An 18,281-nucleotide genomic window follows, 5' to 3' on the forward strand; every position below is an offset into this window, starting at 1 on the left:
AAATTATTACCTATATTTTACAGGAAATGGCCATAAAGCCAAGAATATTGCTCTTAGAGGAAGATTACTTGGGCGCGTCGCAATATACCCTTAAAATAGTAAGTAGAAACTTAATTATTTCACTCAAAAATCCGATAAGACAGTGAAATGTAAGTGCAAAGAACACTGAAGAAATCTAAGGGAATGAAAATGAAGACTCAAAAAACCCAAATGAGAAATAAGAAAGGCCTGTTAAGACAAGCCTCCGCCACTATTTCAATATGCGCTCTTATTTACTCACCATTAAGTTTTTCGGCGCAAGAGCCAACTTGGGTAGATCAGGGCGTAAAGATAATGGATAGCGCTCTACAGACAATGCAACAGTCTATGCAACAGACAATGATGAACAATCAGATGGCCGCACAAATGAGTGCACTACAGCCACAAGTAATTCCTTCAAAGTTCTTTCCACATTGTAAAATTTCTCAGGCTCGTTCTGCATTCCCAGAAGATGTTTGTAAGGCAACAATCACAGATCCAAACGCATTAAATCAAGCTATGCAATATAAGAATTTAGCTAGAACTTACTCAAGTATGTATGAGCAACTTCTATCCCCTGCTCAAAATAGTTCTTTTCCAGTAGGACTACAATGTTTAGAAGATGCAAAGAAAGGAATGGTTACAAGTCTTCAAGATAGATTAAATTCACTTGAAGCTTTAAAAGGAAAAATTGAAAAAGAATCTCAATTCTTTAGAGATGAAAATAAGAAGCTTCTAACTGATATGGAAGATTCACACCAAGAACTCTTTGGTGGTGGAAGCGGAGATGTTGATGCGAAGACTAGAGACTTCTCAACTTACTTCTCACCTGCTTGTCAAAATATTATTGGGCAAGACAAATTAGCAAGTGCTGCAAAAGCAGGATTAAATGGAATTAAAGTGGGCCTTAGCGGTGCTAATAAGAGTGCGGCTAATTTCGTCACAAATAAGTCACAAATTGAAAGTGATGTGAATTCACAAATTCAGAAAATTAAAAATCAAATTGAATCACAAGGTATTGATCAGTGGAGAAAAGATGTATCTGCTGGTGAGCAATCAATTAATGGAGCAGACTTAGCGAGAATGGGTGTTGCCAAGCCAATGATTGGAGTTATTAGTACTGAAATTTCAAGAATGAATAATAAAGTAAGTAATATTAAATCAGAATTAGCAAAAATTGTTCCTGGTTACGACATTCCAACAATGGATAGTAACTTTAGAGTAGATTTTGCTAACTTTACAAAAGATGCTGATAACTACTTTAAAAAGAAGTATATCAATGAGTGTGTCACAATGGCAGACAAAGGCGTTGCCATCTCTCCAGACCAAATTCTAAAATCTCTTAGAGTTGGTGGTAATGGAGATAGAAGTGTCGCTCTCAACAACTATAAGACAGCTCTTCAAAATATTTTAGATTCTGATGCTTTCATAGAAGATAAGCTTGCTCAAATTCAAGCTCTAGACAATAGATATAGTAACTCTGACATCTCTATTCAATATAAGAATAGTGGAGCTCAAACAATTACAACAACTCCATACGGACTCTTTAGAGAAACTGTTTCTCAGTGTGAGCAAAGATACACACAAGACGACACTTTCTCTGCCGGTCAGTCTGGACAAGTATCACAGGCAAAACAAGTTTCAAGAGCAAAGAAGTATCTTAATGATCTTAAAGAACTTGAGTCTACTTTTGCAGCAACAATTGGAAATCAAATCTATGAATCAGTCATTAACTGTTCAGGTAGAACAGAGAAGACAAATACATGTTCTGCTGAAGGTATTTTTGACCAAGGTAGTGATGCTTTTTGTGTAAAGCATGCGACGACTTGTTCTGGACGTGTTCAATCATGTTTCTCAGAAGCTAATACTCTTGTAGAAGCAAAGAAAGCTAAAATTAAATCTTACCAAGCAACTTATAATAAGAATGTAACGGCCCTTGTAGCTAGACAAGAAGCCTATCTTGCTCAAGTAAAAGCACAAGTTCTTGCTGATGCTGATTACTTAAAGAAGTACTTCCCTGGAGCAAACTTTAATTTCCCAGAAGGTCTATTTATTAAAATGCCAGAAAACTCTGAGAGTGAATTTGGTGTTGATCTTCTAGGTGGTGGATCACTAGATTTCCTAGCAAATCTTCCAGATCAAATTGCAAAACTTAAAGAAACGTTAAAAGAACAATCAGGAGAAATTACTGGTGTTGTAAATGATTATATTGCTGCTCAAAAGGGAGCAATGGATACTCAAAAAGGAAAATGGGAAGCCCTTGCTTCAAATTGCTCTAATGCAGAAAATGGATATAGAGACTTTGTTAATGCACAAAATGCTCAACAGCAACAGACGCAACAAGAAAAAATGGGTGAAGTTGGTGAATTCTGTCAAAAGTACGAACAACTTGGAAACCTAAACCCAGCGGCCGGTTGTGACGAATCAGACTACTCTGCAAAATCTCTCTACGAAACAGTAGGTGGAGTTGCAAACCATATCTCAAGTGAAGCTGAGTACGGAATCGCTGAATATAGAAAGCTATGTGCGAGAGCAAATAATGAGAGAGAAAGAGGTACTGAGGACGATGATGATGAAGATAGGCCAAAGAGAATTTCTCAACTAGCGGAAGCTTGTAATGAGAATAATAATGACACTGAAGAAGTCATTGAAGACTTATCGAAGAAAGCAATCTCTTCTCTTCCTAGTGAATTTGCTAATCAAAAAAGTAAGATTGAGAAATTTCTTCAATCAAATGATGATGATAGTTTAAGCAGTGCTGTTAAAAAGTCTAACTACTTTAAGAAAGTACTTGCTCCCCTAGCAAAGATCACATCGAAAGATGATTTTGAATCTCAAGAAGAGTTTAAAACTAGTATTCGTCAAGCTATACAGGGAAAGACAATCTCTGACGATAAAGTAGCGGAATATGCAAAAATAGCAAGAGACAATCAAACAAACTGTGACGGACTTGAGGGAGAAGAAGGAACTAAATGTAAGAATGTTTTTACTCTTACTGATGACAGGGCCCTCTTATCCTCCATTGCAGAAAAAGGTCTTATTGGAAATCTTGGACTTTCTGGAAAACTTAATAAAGATGATCTTAAAGTCACAGGTGGAGCAACAGGAAGTGTTAAGGAGAAACTAGAAGATATCCTAGATAAAGTAACAGACTCTAAAAAGAACTTTTGTAATGCTCATGAAAATGAAGCAATCCTAGCAGCAGTAAAAGATTGTAAGAGCGATGACAAGTCGTCTTGTTTTAATAAGAAACTCGATTATCACCGTCAAGCAATGCAAGATTCGACAAAGAGTGCAGATAGAGCAATCGCAAGTATTACAGATAACTCTCTAGATGCAGAGTGGAAGAAAATTGGAGAAGTCACTGCGAATTCACAGTGCCAAGCGGCCGATGCAAGTCAAAGAAGTGCAGAAGGTCTATTTCAACAAATGCAAAATATCGGAGGAGCTGACTTTAGTGGTCAACTTGGCTTTGGAAAATAGTACGTTAACGGAAAATACATGGATGATTTAAAAAGAAACGGAACTTTCAATTTAAAAACAAGTAAGCGGACATTTAATTTGTCTGCTCTTGTCGTTTTTACACTACTTCTAACTTCTTGTGTTCCAAGCCAAAGTGGTGGAGGCAAGAGATCTGCTGGAGCAGCAGGTGTTGCTAATACTCCAGCTTCGGTGAATATAGGTTTTGGACGTGTTCTCCACGACAACCCTATCATTCTTTCAGGAAACCCCGCTCTTGATCACACAGTAAACTTAAATAGTCTTCTTAAGACTCAACAAGATAAAGTAATCAACGCTCAGTACTTACAAAAGTCCTGTATTAATGATCCTCAATGCTTTGAAGTGAAAAAAGATAATATCTCACCACTCTACCAATCGACGAGTCAGAAATGGGCCTTTGATGCAAGCACAGTTGAGTTTGATCAAGTTCAAATGTTTACTCATATGGACTGGATGATTTCAAAGTACAATCTAGACTTAGGAACAACCTACTCTTCTTATTATGGACCTGGAGCTACTGGGCTTCCAACATCAATACCAATGAGTTTATTTAATAGTGGAGCGACTTGGGACTCCTCACCACTTAGAGGATATGCCCTCTGTGATGACCTTCCAAATAACGCCTTCTTTAGTCCATCAACTTACTCTATTTGCTTAGGGTTTGATGATCTCTATACGAATGTAAAATTTGTTCAAGACCCTACAACGCTCTATCATGAACTAGGACATGCTCTTGTTCACAATGCGATGAACTTTAGAACAAGAGCAAGTGGAACTGTTGCTATCGAATCAAATCTTGGCTACTTTGCCTATGACGAAGGTAAGGCAATCAACGAAGGTCTGGCCGACTTCTTTAGTTACTATATGACAGGACGTGCGCACATTGGAGAATGGGCCATGGGTAGGTTTTTAAAATTAAGTCGCCCAATGAGTGAAAGTGATGACCTCCACGCAACAGGAGTTAGTGAAACATCAGAAGGAAGACTTTCATATCCGACATACTTAAGTTACGATCCAAATAACCCTGAAGAAAATGCTGAAGAAATACACTACGCAGGACAGATCATGTCACACTTTCTTGTGGCGTTTACAAAAGATCTTCAAAACGCATGCTCATTTGATAATAGTCATGCAAGAAGTTTTACTTTCAGACTCCTCATGGAAACAATGGCCTATCTTGGAGACTTTTCTTCATATGGAATAGAAGGCGCAGGAAGCTATGGTGTTAATCATACGCCTGAGAATGCGAAAGAATGGCTTCAAAAGAACAAGCCAGTTACTTTTAGAAGATTTGCTCAAACATTTGCTCGCTTCGTAAAAACTTCAGTGGCCACAGACTCTGCTCTATGTAATTTCAACTCTTACAATATTCAAAGATTAGAGCAATTACTAGATGACTACGGACTCCTTCTCTTTAAGAATTATGACATTAACGGAAGTAGATCACTTGCTGAATCCTTACAAAAAGTAGAAGAACTCAATAGACAAAAATCAGTTCTTATAAAAAAGAATCAAGTGATTGTAGACAATAGAGCTGGAAAATCCACCGCCTTTATCTTTGATAGCTATACAGATATGAACGCTGCGGCCAAGAGTTTAACAAATGGCTTTATTGACGGTTCGCTAAGTAATACTATTTTTGAAAATGGAAACTTAAAATATAATAATGGTAATGGACAAATTAGTCCGGGAGAACTCGTCGGAGTATTACTAAATCTCTACAATAATTCCAATAGTACAATGGCAGGACTTAGAATTCTCGCCAACGACTGGGATCACATGCAAGATGGTAAGCCTTGTAATAATTTAAGTGATAATTTTCCTAGCACAAGCCAAGGAGGAGTCACTCCTTCTACTCACCCTGGTTGCGCCCAAGAAGCACTAGATAATGGAGTCGGTGTTTTAGATAATCAAACAGTCGAACCTGTTTGCTTCTTTCAAGATACTCAAGATGATGCTGCCGTTTGGGTAAACCAAGAAACTTTTATGAATTCAAAAGCTATTGAGGCAACTGAGTGCTTAGGTGGTTCAAGTGAAACAAAAGACTGCCTAATCAGAGCGCCAAAAGGTGCTGACGTTGCTTGGTACTCAAGACTTGATCCAAAGAAGACATGGGCCGAGTCTCTAGTCGATAGCGATGGAGACAATGAATTTAAGGCCAGCAATATCTTCTTCCTAGAAGTTAGCCCTTCTGTTCCTCCAGGAACAACAGTGAATTGTAGACTAAGAGTCGCTTTCACAAATTGTGAAGACTGTCACAACAAAGGAACTGAGGATACAGGAAATACCTACTCTCCAAATGTAAACACTCCATTTGAACAAGTTGGAGACGAGTATAAAGACTATAAATATTCTGGAGCTGATCCATTTAAAATTATTAACTTCCAATTTACGGTAATTGATTAATGAAAATTTTTAAAATTATTCTCTTTATTACAATCTTCTCTGTCCCAGTGTATTTAACTGTTAAATTCATGACTCATAATGAAGATAAGAATTGGCAGACTTATTATAAATCCCCTCAAGGAGTCAATGTTCATAGAACAACAAATAGAGAAAAGAAGAAAGCTCGTATCGTTGCAGAAGTTGAACCTAAGAATCAAAGAACACCTGCTTCAATACCAAGGCCTAAAGACTCTAAAACTAATAGAATTATTCTTGGAAAGATTACTAAGAATACAATCTACTTAAATAGACCAAATACAGATTGGAAGAGACTTTATGCAAATGATCTTCTAAGTAAGTTAGATCCTGATAGTAAAGTTCTCATAAAAAAGAATAGTGGAATGATAAGAGTCATTGCAGGTAAAGCTACCTATATAGAGCAAGTTCAAGTAAGTATTCAAAAGGATAAAGACTCTCCACCAAATAGTTTTGAAGCACAAGTTGATGCTCAGACAGGTAAGCAATTATCCGTTTGGAATAGAACGAACTTTGAATATGGTGGGAATGGTTTTTCGATTAAAAAGAAACTAGACCCATAAGGGTCTAGCTGTGAAATAAAATTATAGATCAAGAGGTAGAGACACACCAAGCACAACTTCATTTGAACTATAGTCGGCCGATGTTTCAGTTCCAGCACTAACATTCTTATATTTATCAAGTTCAATCATTCTAAATTCAACATTTAAACTTACAAATGGAAGCCCTGTGAAACCAACACCTAGAGTTGTTGTATTACCACTTAGCTCATCATTAGCAGCACCAATCCAAGTACCATTCTTATCCAATTCCCACTTTGTATTAAAAGTATAACCAACGTAAGCTCTTAGTAAAATTGGCAGTTCATAACCAATGAAAGCGCCAATTTCAGTTCCTGAATAATCTTGATCAGTTCCACTATTGGCCCATACTCCACCACCGGAGTGCTTATCGTAACTAAGAGATCCAGAAGTCTTTCTATATTCTAGTCCACCCATGAACCCAAGCGCCGTATAACCAAGCCTTGCTCCAAATTGAGGGCCTGTGTACTTATTGTCAGCAGTCTGAGCACCAGATACATACTCACCAGAACCGATACCAAAGCCAAGAAATGGTTCAACGAGAACGCCTGCAAATGATTGTGATGTAAAAAGTAGTAAGGAAAAAAGGGAAATAATTTTGATATTTTTCATATATCCTCCATAAATTATTTACTGGTCCAAACCGTGGACCTTTTGTGTTTATTATGACAAATAACTTCAATCTAATTGAGTCATTTGTAAATTCTTCAATTAGTGAACAATCTTTATCCATTATAGTATAAATCACAGAAATATCTATAGAAAGGAAATAAAATGAAGTACTTAGTTAGCTTATCCCTATTATTAAGTCTTAATACAAATGCTCTGAAATTTGAAATAATTGATTCTTGTTCAAAGAAGCCTGTATTTGAAACAATAGTTACAGATAGTTACCCGACAGTAGGTAAATTAAGTTTAGAAGTCCTTGCAAAAAATAATATACAAAATCTCTCAAGTGATTATGGAATCTCACAACTTATGAACTCTCCTATTGGATTAGACGCCATGGAGATCTTAAGCGACACACTTATGCGCTCACACGGTTGGTGCTACTCTGTCGATGGACAAGTTCCAGAGCTTCTTATGAATGAATTAGAACTTACAGGACATGAAAAAGTCGTCACATGGTTTATGGGCTACTCAACATATATCGGTAACCCACAAACAGGAGAGGCCATCTGGGAAGGTCAATGCGTACCAAGTAACTCACTTCCAGTTGCTCCTTTTCCTGAGCTTTGTGAGTAGTGATAAGAATTAGAGTAGAATATTTTCCACCTTCTTTCGACAATTCTTACCATTTAAGGAGAAGAGTTTCCCTAGGATACTCTTCCCATCATACTTCTTATCAACAAGAGAAATATTGAGCTTATTAGCATAGAACTGAACCCCTTCAATCTTACAATTTTCTATTGAGCCCACGAGAAGTTTCCTTCTCTCTTCATTATTCAAAGAGCTATTAAAGTATTCCATGAGTGATCTAGCTCCATAGTAAGTAGCAAGCTTTGACACTTCGAAATAACCACACTCACTCTTATCTTTTAAGACCCTCTTGCAAATCTCAGAAGTCATCTCTTCCCTATTAGAAGCAGTGATTCCTTTTAAAATTTCTAATTTATCACTTTCAACTGTCCAAGAGACCAACATTTTATCAGTAAACCAATTCATTTTGGCCTCTATATAATCACGACTCCTAATTTTCTCAATACTCTCTTTAGTATTCTCACTTTTATAAAGCTTATTAATAGAATTCTCATGTCCTACAAGTCTTTCATAGATGAGATAAGAATTATAATTATTAGAGCTATTTAAATAAGAGAGATAAACTGTTACGACTGCAAGAGGTAGAAATATGAGGACACCTTTCAATAAGGGAAGAATATTCATTTCAAGTTGACCATGAACAATCTTCCCCGATTCGTGCTCATCAAAGGTCATCTCATTTAAAATATATTTTCTAAGAAAGAAAATATCTATGGAAAGAAATATTCCAATAAAGAAGGCTGGTGAGTCTATAAAACTTGTAATTTGAACCAAGGTTTCTTTATTTAAGAGAAATACTAAAGCAGAAGATAAAGTAATAATTATTGAAAAAATAAATATTAAAAATAAAACCAACACTAATATCTTTTTAAGCAGTGACTTCAAAGGTGACTCAAATCTTCTTAGATCAATATCAATAACTTTATAGGCATACGGAATAGATAAGAGAAATACTAACTGAAGAAATAGTAGCGGGATATACGCCATTAATTCAAGCGCAGAAGTTACCTCAAAAAGAAAAATATTTGCGACCGCCGACACAGCAGCAATAATTAGGGAGTAATCAATAAGATTAAAAACAAAGCTAATGGAAAACTTCTCTAAACTAGTTAATGGAAAACTATCAACGACCAGGGGGGGGATTCCATTAATTTTAAACAAGAAAATCCTTGAAGACTTCGCAATTACAGCTAGATCAAGAATAAGAAATAATATAACCCAAATTCCAAAGAACGTTGAACCAAAGAAGAACATAAAAGGAGTAAATAAAATCAATGAACCAAGAAATAATATAAATCTATCTAGATAGACCCTCTTATTATCTCTAAGTCTTTCAAGAATAATATTTCTTACTAGATTACGGTTCATAAGTTTTAATCTCTTTATTCTTTACGCAGTAAACATTGTCAGCGTTGATTTCAGATTCGTCAGGAATATTCGTGGCCATTAAAATACCTCTCCCCTCTCTTGCCTCCTCAATTAAGACATTTGTAAAATCTTTTCGGCATAAGGGATCTAATACAGCAGTAACCTCATCTATCAATAAGAGTTCAGCATTTGAACTTACCCCTGCAACAAGTTGGATTCGGCAAGCTTGACCAAGAGAGAGTTCACTTACACAAGTGCTTCTACTAAGCTCAAAGAGATCAAGAAGTTTTTCTTCTTTCTCTAAACTATAGCCTGGGTAGAGAAGTTTATAGAGATTTAAAATGAAGTGAATCGATGCGTTCTTATCATAGTTTATAAGATGGGACATGAAGTATAAGTTCTTTCTAACCTCTATTTTATTGTTTTTTGGATTAAGGCCTAAGACTTTAATTTCTCCCTGTGTAGGTGTTCGATGACCTAAGAGCAAGTGAATAAGAGTACTCTTTCCACAACCATTCTTTCCAAGAAGAACATTGAACTCTCCTTTTGAAATATTAAAGTTTGTGGACTCAAAAATCTCTCCACCCATGGGGTATTTATAACTAAGGTCTTTAATAGAGACGAGACTCGACATAGGGAAAACTCCAAAGGTTCTCCCTATCCTAATACAAAGAAATTTATATTTAAATTTTAGGTACTTATGACAGTCCCCAGTGCCAAGTTATTGAGTTTTTGATAGATATCTAGTTAACTTCATCATCACTAATTTTCTTGAATAAACTAAAATTAATGTACTGACTAGATCCCTCTTTCTTTAATATTGAAAACTCTCCTCTATCTTCAAACTCAATATCTAACTTTAAGATCTTTTTACTATTCTCTAGCAGAAGATCTAATCTATTCTTAGTAATTAAATATGAACCCTTAACAATACTACCGTCATTTAATTCAACTTCAATATCTTTTGAGCTTTTAAAGTTTAATGAAGAAATACTAACACTCTCAGTTGAAAAATGCCCTCTCCACTTACCAATGATTATACTTGGAATGAGTTCTGAATAATCTTTCACTCCTTCAATAAAGTAAGAGCAATTCTTATATTGAGTGGTTTTTTTATCAACTCCATTCTCATCTTTTTCAGTAAATGAATTCTTCTTTGCAATACTCCACTTAGTCTGAAAAGGATCCTTAAAGTAGACCGTTTCTTCTTTAGAAATGTTATCTTCTTTACCATTGTAAATACTAGAAACGAGCGAAATAACTCCCTCTTCATATTTATACTCATCTTCCAAAGTATACTTTTCCTTAATTTCTTCTCCACTCTCAGGCTGAAGAGACAATTCACCTATAACCTTATGTAATAAGTTTCCATTTGAAAGTGGTACATACTCAACTTCAATTTTATCTTCAAATAGTGATCTCCGAGGATAGAAGGTTGCTGAACTACTACGGATAGATCTTAAACCTTCTTCACTCCAATTGATGCTCGATTTACCAGAAGAACTTCCATGAATCTCGGTCCATTCTCCAGATTCGTTACGGTAAACGGTCTTATGTAAGCACTCATAATTAACAACTTGATTTTTTCCACGTTCATACTTATTAAACCAATCTACCATATTAGTAACACTTGCCCCCATGGAAGAATGACTAATTGAAAGTATCGTTAAAGCTAAAATAGAAGACTTCATATTTTCTCCATATAGGTAATATTTGAGACTGTAACAGTTGTAAATAATACAACCGAGTATTTTATTTCAAGTAAGATTCTGTGAATTTTCCCGGAGAGAAAATACACTTCGACTTCACATTGCGATTCGCTTTAATACTTCTTGAGCAAGAGCTCTGAAGACGATTTTTAAATTCATCATTCATCTCAATCTCCACTCCAGTGGCACTCAATATCCCAAGAGATAGAGCAACGATTGGAGTCGAAAGAGAACTTCCTGTAACACTCTTAAAACCATTTGTTTTCTTGAGTTCAGTACATTCGCCTTTAAATCCCTTTATAAATTCCTCACAACGCCCTTCCCATACAAAGATATCTGTCCCGTAATAAGCGATCTCAACATTCTTACCATATCCACTTTGGATTACTCCATGAGCATCAACATTTGCTACCGATAGAACATTTTCTAAATTTCCAGGGATTGAAGGCTCTTTCACATGATCTCTAGAGTTGTCGTTAGAAATAGAACCTACAATAATGGCACCTTTCTTTCTCGCTCTTTCAACGGCTGCTTGAACATAATTCAAAGACTTTTCATAATCATTATCGATGAATCTAAAAGAATACTTATTATAGAGAGATACTCCCTGACTAATTGAAATAATCTTCGCTCCACGGGCCAGAGAATAGTCAATTGAATCGGCCAATTTCTTAAACCTAAAGTCGTCGAATTTTCCATCAAATGAATAAATATTGACTGGAATAATTTCGACCTTATCAATTAAGTTATATTCAGAAATGATTGCATCCATTATAGAGACGATACCATTTTCATGACCACCAACAACCGGAGTTCTAAGTTTTCCATTTCTAGAGTTCAAGTCGTAACCATAGAAATCATCGATGTAACCATTCCCATCATCATCGATTCCATTATTTTCGACCTCATCTAAATTAGCCCTTATACTTTCAAATTCTTCGGGATGAACGTAATCTCCAATAACTGCGATTTTAATTTTCTTTTTAATATTTAGAGATCTCACATATTTAAAATCATTTATTAGGAGAGAATTACTACTAATAATCTTCTCTACATCATTTGTTGATGCCATAGTGGAAGTAACTAGAAATATTGAAAAAATGGCCTTAATCATTAGTAGTCCTAAGTCTGAATCTTTTAAGTTCAGAGGGATTTTACCAGTAATTCCAGGGAAATGCTCTTTCTTGAAATCTTTACACAATGCGTCATCTTTCGTATTATTCCAGCTATACTCCTCCATAAATTAAGTAAGAGGAGAGCACAAATGAAGAATTCATTATCCCTAATGTTAATCTTAATGAGCGTAAATATTAGCGCCGGTGTTCAAAGAAGTATTGTTCTAGACAGAGAAATATCAAATACAAATTGCCAAAGAAATAACTCCTGTAGCTTAAAGAAGTTCAGTGTTCAAATTTCAGACTATGTAGTTACTCGAAACAAAGAACAAAACTTTGGAACCAATGCCTATATCTCTTATGAAACGGAAAGTGTTAAACATCTCGAAGACTACGCCGTTGTTCAATTTATCAAAGGATGTGTGTACAATGAAAGTATTGATAAGAATGGAAAGAGAGTAAAACGAAGAGGAATATCTAGAAAATTCTTTGATTCATACGCACCATTCATTCACTCAGATTGGGAAATCGACTCCATCGATAAGGACCCTATTTATAATAGCTCAATTGTAAACGATAGTCGTCACGAATACTATCGCTGGAATGAGAACCCTAATTCATTTAGTGAAAATAATGAGCACTACTTGTTAAGAGAATACCCTACTTACCCAAAGCTCTACGTTTCAGATCTTCCATCAACTTCATTCCATGTTGGTAATGAAGCAAAGAATACAAACCTTGCTTTTAAAACATGTATTTATAAAACAACAGAAATCCCAAGAGAGCTAGGACCAACGGATATAAATTTTGCAGAACCACTTCACTGTATTGAGTGGAAAACTTCTTATGTATATAATTTTGAGACGAAGAGATTTGATCGAGATAAATCTATTGAAGAGTCTTGTGGTGATCTATAGCAAATAAGTCTCTCTCAATATAACCCGGTTCAAAGAAACCTTAGAGCCGGGTATATTTTTTCTTTACTGAAAAGTCATCTCAGGAATATCACCATTAACAACAAGTTCAGCTTCAGTCTTTTCAATAATTTCTTCTACAGATACTCCAGGAGCTCTTTCAAGAAGGTGAAACTTTCCATCAATGAGTTCAAGAACTGCAAGATCAGAGACAACTTTCTTCACGCACTGAACACCAGTGAGAGGAAGAGAGCATTCTTTAAGAATTTTTGAAACACCATGCTTATTTGCATGAGTCATTGCTACGATTATATTTTCAGCGCCAGCAACAAGATCCATTGCTCCGCCCATTCCTTTAACTAATTTTCCAGGAATCATCCAAGAAGCAATATTTCCACTTTGATCAACTTCAAAAGCTCCTAGAACCGTCAGGTCAACATGTCCTCCACGAATCATTGCAAAGCTATCGGCCGAGTCAAAGAATGATGCTCCCTTTGCACAAGTAACAGTTTGCTTACCTGCATTGATTAAATCTGCATCTACATTTTCTTCAGTAGGAAATTCTCCCATACCAAGAAGTCCATTCTCTGATTGAAGCATAATCTCAATGTCAGATGGAACATAGTTAGCAACAAGAGTTGGAATTCCAATTCCTAAGTTTACATAGAATCCGTCTTTTAATTCTCTCGCAATTCTTTGCGCGATTTGCTCTTTACTTAATGCCATATCATCACCTACTTAAATTATTGTTTTACTGTTCTTTGCTCAATTCTCTTTTCAAATTTCCCTTTGATCACGCGGTTAACGTAGATACCTGGAACTTGAATTTCATTTGGATCAAGCTCACCTGCTTCAACAATCTCTTCAACTTCAACGACGGTAATTTTTCCTGCCGTAGCAATCATTGAATTAAAGTTTCTAGCAGTCTTTCTAAAAATTAAATTCCCTTGAGTATCTGCCTTCCAAGCTTTTACCAGTGCAAAGTCTGCTTTTGGGTAGGCCTCTTCCAGAACATACATTCTACCGTTAAATTCCTTTGTCTCTTTGCCTTCTGCCACTTGAGTACCGTAGCCAGTGGCAGTATAGAAACCAGGAATCCCAGCTCCAGTTGCTCTAATTTTTTCAGCAAGAGTTCCCTGAGGAGTCAGAATAACTTCCATTTGCCCACTTAAGAATAATTCTTCAAAGAGCTTGTTTTCACCAACGTATGATCCAATCATCGTTTTAATTTGTCTCTTCTCTAAAAGTTTTCCAAGACCAAAACCATCAACACCTGCATTATTGGAAATACAAGTAAGTCCAGTAACTCCTGAGTCAGCGACTTTATCTATAAGACCTTCAGGAATTCCACAAAGACCAAAACCACCAACCATCAGAAGTTGATCGTTAGCAAGCCCTTCTAGGGCTTCTTCATAAGTATTAACAACTTTATTTAAACCTTTCATACTAACCTCTTCTTTAAAGAAATTCTTTTAACTTCTCTGAGCTACTCTTCTCTACTTCTGCGTGCAGTGATCCTCCATGAGAGTCCATTGTCACAACAACTGGAAAGTCTTTAACTGTTAATTCCCAAATCGCCTCTGGTGAACCAAGATCTTGCCAGAATACATCATCAACTGATTCAATCTTCTCTGCTAAAACTTGAGCTGCTCCGCCTATCGCGTGAAAGTAAACACAGCCATAGTCCATACACCCTTGAAGAGTTTTCGGACCCATGCCACCTTTGCCGATGACACCAAGAATTCCATGATCTCTCATGACTTCCCACTGGTACGGCTCTTCTCTAATTGAAGTCGTAGGCCCAGCTGCTTTAACCTCATACTTTCCAGACTTCTTATCTTGAATAACAACGGGACCGCAGTGATAAATAATTTGATTATTAAAATCCACAGGAGGTTTTACACCTTCGTGTAATCTCTTATGAACGGCGTCTCTTCCAGTATACATTTTTCCAGAAATGAGAACCATATCGCCGACACGAAGCTCTCTAATTTGTTCTTTATTAAATGGATAATCTATTCTTTTCATTATTACCTCTTAGTAAAGCCAGCTTTTAATTTTATTAGACTTATCAAGCGCTACACCTTGTCTACGGTAGGCCCAACACATATACGACACAGAAACAAAGAAACTTGCAGGAAGTCTATTGAGCGCTCCAACTTTGCAGCCAAGAAGAGTTGTCTTTCCACCAAAACCCATTGGACCAATACCAAGCTTATTAGCCGTTTCAACAATATCTTTTTCAAGTGCTGCTAATTCAGGAACTGAATTTGTGTCATCTAATTTTCTTAGAAGTTGTTCTTTTGAGAAGACATATCCCGCTCCTCTATCACCACCAATTGTGACTCCAAGGACTCCTGGTCCACAACCTTTTCCCTGTGCCTTAACAATAGCATCGAGGATAACTTTTCTCACCCCATCAAGGTCACGTCCCGCTTCAAGAGCAGTATTTGGTAGAGAGTATTGAGCACCAACATTCTCACAACCTCCACCTTTAAGCATGAGCTTAACTTCAACAGTATTCTTTGAATGCTCATGGAAGTGCATATCAGGATGACCTGGACCAATATTCATGGTCTCGTTCTTCCCTGTAAGTGAATCAACAGAGTTTTGTCTTAGGTAACCAACTTCGGTTGCTTTAACAACGGCCTTATGAACAACTTTAGTAAACTTCGTTTGATTGAATCCAGCAGGGTGAGAAATATAGAAGAGAATTGTTCCTGTATCCTGACAAAGTGGCTGCGACTTTCTTTTAGCAAGTTCAATATTTGCTTTAATAATACCCATGGCATATTCAGCAGTAGTATTCTTCTCTTCTCTAGCGAGAGCTTCAAGAACAACTTTTTGAATATCGTCTGGAATTTCTGCAGATGTAATTCTGATTAACTCTAGCATTGAATCGAAGAGAACCTTATCAGGATTAATGGCCTTCTTAACTATTTTCTTAGCTGTTGTTTTCTTTTTAACGGCGGAAGTTGATTTCTTCTTCGTTACTTTCTTTGCGACTTTTTTCTTAGTTACTTTCTTTGCTACTTTTTTAGCGACTTTCTTAGTCGTTTTCTTAGCTGTCTTTTTCCCAACTTTCTTAGTAGATTTCTTAGCCGTTTTCTTAGTAGATTTCTTGGCCACTTTCTTCTTTGCCATAGGTCAGACTCCTCTTCTCTATAATTTATTGAGTTTATGTAATTTTAAGCAATTTCAGTTTGCGAAAAGTATAACAATGGCCTTAGTTATTGCCTAGTTATATTCTTACTTTGTCATTGGCGAAGGTTCCCATTTCGGCTATTGTGTAGCTTATGATTTCACTAAGTGGTTTAAATGCTGCACAGAGACAAGCAGCCGATACAATTGAGGGACCAGTACTAATTCTGGCCGGCGCTGGTAGTGGAAAAACACGAACAATTACCTATAGAATTGCCCATATGGTGGATAACCTTGCCATCAATCAAAAATCAATCTTAGCAGTAAGTTTCACCAATAAGGCCGCCAAAGAAATGCGTGAACGTATTATCGGACTTCTTGGAAAGAGAAAGGCCCGTGGCCTTACAATGGCAACCTTCCACTCCCTTGGAGTGAAGATTCTAAAAAAAGAAATTGCTAAACTCGGTTATCACAAAAACTTCTCTATTTATGATTCAGCTGACCAATCTTCAATTATGAGAGAGGCCTTAAAGAGCTTTAAGGCAGGAAAGCAATTTGATCAGAAAATAATTATGTCTAAAATTGGAAAACTTAAAAATCAAGGTATTGGTCCCGACGACTACGCTAATAGCGAATACTTTGATGACGAAGACCCATATGACCACGCAACTCTCTATGTCTATGAATTCTACCAAGACAAATTGAAGTTTTATAATGCCATTGATTTTGACGATATCCTCTTTCTCACTGTAAAGCTTTTTACAGACTTTCCAGAAGTAGCAAAAGAGTACTCCGAACAATTTAAGTATATCATGGTCGATGAATACCAAGATACAAACTCTCTTCAATTTGATTTAATTTCAGGCTTAACCTCAACTCACAATAACCTCTGTGTGGTGGGAGATGATGATCAAGCAATTTACTCTTTTAGAGGTGCTGATATCACAAATATTCTAAGTTTTGAGAGAATGTTTCCTGGTGCAAAAGTTGTTAAGTTAGAAGAAAATTACCGCTCAGTTAGCCCTATCTTAGAGCTTGCCAATAAAGTTATTAAAGAAAATACCAATAGAAGAGATAAGACTCTCTGGTCTCAGAGGCAGAGTCCTGATAAACCTCTCTTGTGGTCTATGGCCAATACAGAACATGAAGCCGAAGTGATTGCTGATGAAATTTCAAAGCATCAATCAAGAGGTGGTCACTTAGGAGATATTGCAGTTCTCTATAGATCCAATACTCAGGCCCAGCCATTTGAAGAAATCTTTCGCATGAATCAAATTCCCTACACCATTATTGGTGGACAGAAATTCTATGAAAAGAAGGAAGTTAAAGATCTCATGGCCTACCTCACGGTTATTTTAAATCCTAAAGATCAACTCCAGCTAAGAAGAATTTTAAATGTTCCAAATAGAGGTATTGGCTCAAGAACTTTAGAGAAGTACTTAGAAAAGTCAGAGGCCGAAGGTCTCTCTCTCTACGATACTCTCTACAAGTATCCTGACGTGGACCCTAATCGAGCAACTAGAATTAGTGAATTTACCGCAACTATCACAAAGTTCAAGGAAGTATTCGAGCAACATCCTCTTCCACAGGCAATTAGTAAACTCGTTGAAGATATAAACTTCTATCAATTCATTGAGAAGTCTTATGACAGCGCCAAGCAAGTAGAGAGAAGAAGAAATGACGTCAATTTCTTCATTGAATCGGCGGAGCGTTTTGTTAAGTATAATGGTAACCATGCCACGCTTAAGAACTTTGTTGAAAAGCTTCTCTTACAAGATAATCAAGATACAGAAGAAGATGAAGATGACGATATCAGAAAGAATGAAGTCACTATGATGACCTTTCACTCTTCTAAAGGGCTTGAATTCGACACCGTCTACATGGTGGGAGTTGAAGAAGAAAGTCTTCCTCACAAGAATACAATTAAAAATGGCGAAGATATCTCAGAAGAAAGACGTCTCTGCTATGTGGGAATTACAAGAGCACAGCAAAAGCTTATTATGACCTACTGCAAAGAAAGAAAGATTTACGGAAAGGAAACTCCCCGCTTCGTTAGTCGCTTTATAAATGATCTAGATAAAGATGGATTCTGCGTCCATCAAGACAGAACGACTTTTGGACATATGACCGAAGAAGAAGCCGATGATTATAAGAAAGGTTTCTTTGCCAATCTAATTGATGGTCTTGATGACGATTCGATTTATTAAAAATGGCCATCCATGGCCATTTCGCCGAAGCTAGAAGCATCCCATC

Annotated in this window: 13 protein-coding genes and 1 pseudogene; 6 read left to right on the forward strand and 8 right to left on the reverse strand. The window is 36.5% G+C overall.

What is annotated here, in order from left to right; genetic code table 11:
- The first annotated feature begins 189 nt into the window (after window positions 1–189).
- Genes CES88_RS04155 through CES88_RS04165 form a run of 3 tightly spaced genes read left to right on the forward strand, consistent with a single transcriptional unit; the run spans window position 190 to window position 6,503 of the window.
- Window positions 190–3,501: a hypothetical protein gene (locus tag CES88_RS04155; protein ID WP_290731358.1), complete on the forward strand. Its 3,312-nt coding sequence runs from the start codon at window positions 190–192 to the stop codon at window positions 3,499–3,501.
- A gap of 18 nt (window positions 3,502–3,519) precedes the next feature.
- Window positions 3,520–5,925 (forward strand): hypothetical protein, encoded by a 2,406-nt coding sequence (locus CES88_RS04160; RefSeq protein ID WP_290731362.1) that lies wholly within the window; start codon window positions 3,520–3,522, stop codon window positions 5,923–5,925.
- Window positions 5,925–6,503, forward strand: coding sequence for a hypothetical protein (locus CES88_RS04165; RefSeq protein WP_290731365.1), 579 nt, complete (start codon window positions 5,925–5,927; stop codon window positions 6,501–6,503). The genes CES88_RS04160 and CES88_RS04165 overlap by 1 nt, the downstream gene beginning before the upstream one ends.
- 21 nt (window positions 6,504–6,524) lie before the next feature.
- On the opposite strand, the gene CES88_RS04170 is transcribed toward CES88_RS04165, so the two are convergent.
- Window positions 6,525–7,133 carry an outer membrane beta-barrel protein gene (locus CES88_RS04170; protein ID WP_290731368.1) on the reverse strand — a complete coding sequence of 203 codons (609 nt, stop codon included), beginning with the start codon at window positions 7,131–7,133 and terminating at the stop codon, window positions 6,525–6,527.
- A gap of 162 nt (window positions 7,134–7,295) precedes the next feature.
- On the opposite strand from CES88_RS04170, the gene CES88_RS04175 reads away from it, so the two are divergent.
- Window positions 7,296–7,766: a hypothetical protein gene (locus CES88_RS04175; protein WP_290731371.1), complete on the forward strand. Its 471-nt coding sequence runs from the start codon at window positions 7,296–7,298 to the stop codon at window positions 7,764–7,766.
- A 9-nt stretch (window positions 7,767–7,775) separates the two neighbouring features.
- Here CES88_RS04175 and CES88_RS04180 read toward each other — a convergent pair whose 3' ends face one another.
- From CES88_RS04180 to CES88_RS04195, 4 genes are all read right to left on the reverse strand, one after another.
- Complete coding sequence (locus CES88_RS04180) at window positions 7,776–9,149, reverse strand: hypothetical protein (RefSeq protein ID WP_290731374.1); 1,374 nt, start codon at window positions 9,147–9,149, stop codon at window positions 7,776–7,778.
- Window positions 9,139–9,783 (reverse strand): ABC transporter ATP-binding protein, encoded by a 645-nt coding sequence (locus tag CES88_RS04185; protein WP_290731377.1) that lies wholly within the window; start codon window positions 9,781–9,783, stop codon window positions 9,139–9,141. The genes CES88_RS04180 and CES88_RS04185 overlap by 11 nt, the downstream gene beginning before the upstream one ends.
- Before the next feature lie 109 nt (window positions 9,784–9,892).
- Window positions 9,893–10,840 (reverse strand): hypothetical protein, encoded by a 948-nt coding sequence (locus CES88_RS04190; RefSeq protein ID WP_290731380.1) that lies wholly within the window; start codon window positions 10,838–10,840, stop codon window positions 9,893–9,895.
- A 61-nt stretch (window positions 10,841–10,901) separates the two neighbouring features.
- Window positions 10,902–12,059 carry a S8 family serine peptidase gene (locus CES88_RS04195; RefSeq protein WP_290731382.1) on the reverse strand — a complete coding sequence of 386 codons (1,158 nt, stop codon included), beginning with the start codon at window positions 12,057–12,059 and terminating at the stop codon, window positions 10,902–10,904.
- A gap of 63 nt (window positions 12,060–12,122) precedes the next feature.
- On the opposite strand from CES88_RS04195, the gene CES88_RS04200 reads away from it, so the two are divergent.
- Complete coding sequence (locus CES88_RS04200; protein ID WP_290731385.1) at window positions 12,123–12,890, forward strand: hypothetical protein; 768 nt, start codon at window positions 12,123–12,125, stop codon at window positions 12,888–12,890.
- A gap of 63 nt (window positions 12,891–12,953) precedes the next feature.
- Here CES88_RS04200 and CES88_RS04205 read toward each other — a convergent pair whose 3' ends face one another.
- The 3 genes and pseudogenes from CES88_RS04205 to CES88_RS16645 form a co-directional block, all read right to left on the reverse strand.
- The gene (locus tag CES88_RS04205) at window positions 12,954–13,613 is read right to left on the reverse strand and encodes a CoA transferase subunit B (protein ID WP_290731387.1); all 660 of its coding nucleotides are present in this window, start codon (window positions 13,611–13,613) and stop codon (window positions 12,954–12,956) included.
- Between the two features lie 17 nt (window positions 13,614–13,630).
- Complete coding sequence (locus CES88_RS04210; protein WP_290731390.1) at window positions 13,631–14,332, reverse strand: CoA transferase subunit A; 702 nt, start codon at window positions 14,330–14,332, stop codon at window positions 13,631–13,633.
- 13 nt (window positions 14,333–14,345) lie between these two features.
- Window positions 14,346–15,782, reverse strand: a pseudogene (locus CES88_RS16645) (FumA C-terminus/TtdB family hydratase beta subunit).
- 401 nt (window positions 15,783–16,183) lie between these two features.
- Here CES88_RS16645 and CES88_RS04225 point away from each other — a divergent pair.
- Window positions 16,184–18,235, forward strand: a complete 2,052-nt coding sequence (locus tag CES88_RS04225; RefSeq protein ID WP_290731399.1) for a UvrD-helicase domain-containing protein — start codon at window positions 16,184–16,186, stop codon at window positions 18,233–18,235.
- Window positions 18,236–18,281 lie beyond the last annotated feature (46 nt).

Source organism: Halobacteriovorax sp. JY17, from assembly GCF_002753895.1.
Classification (GTDB): Bacteria; Bdellovibrionota; Bacteriovoracia; order Bacteriovoracales; family Bacteriovoracaceae; genus Halobacteriovorax.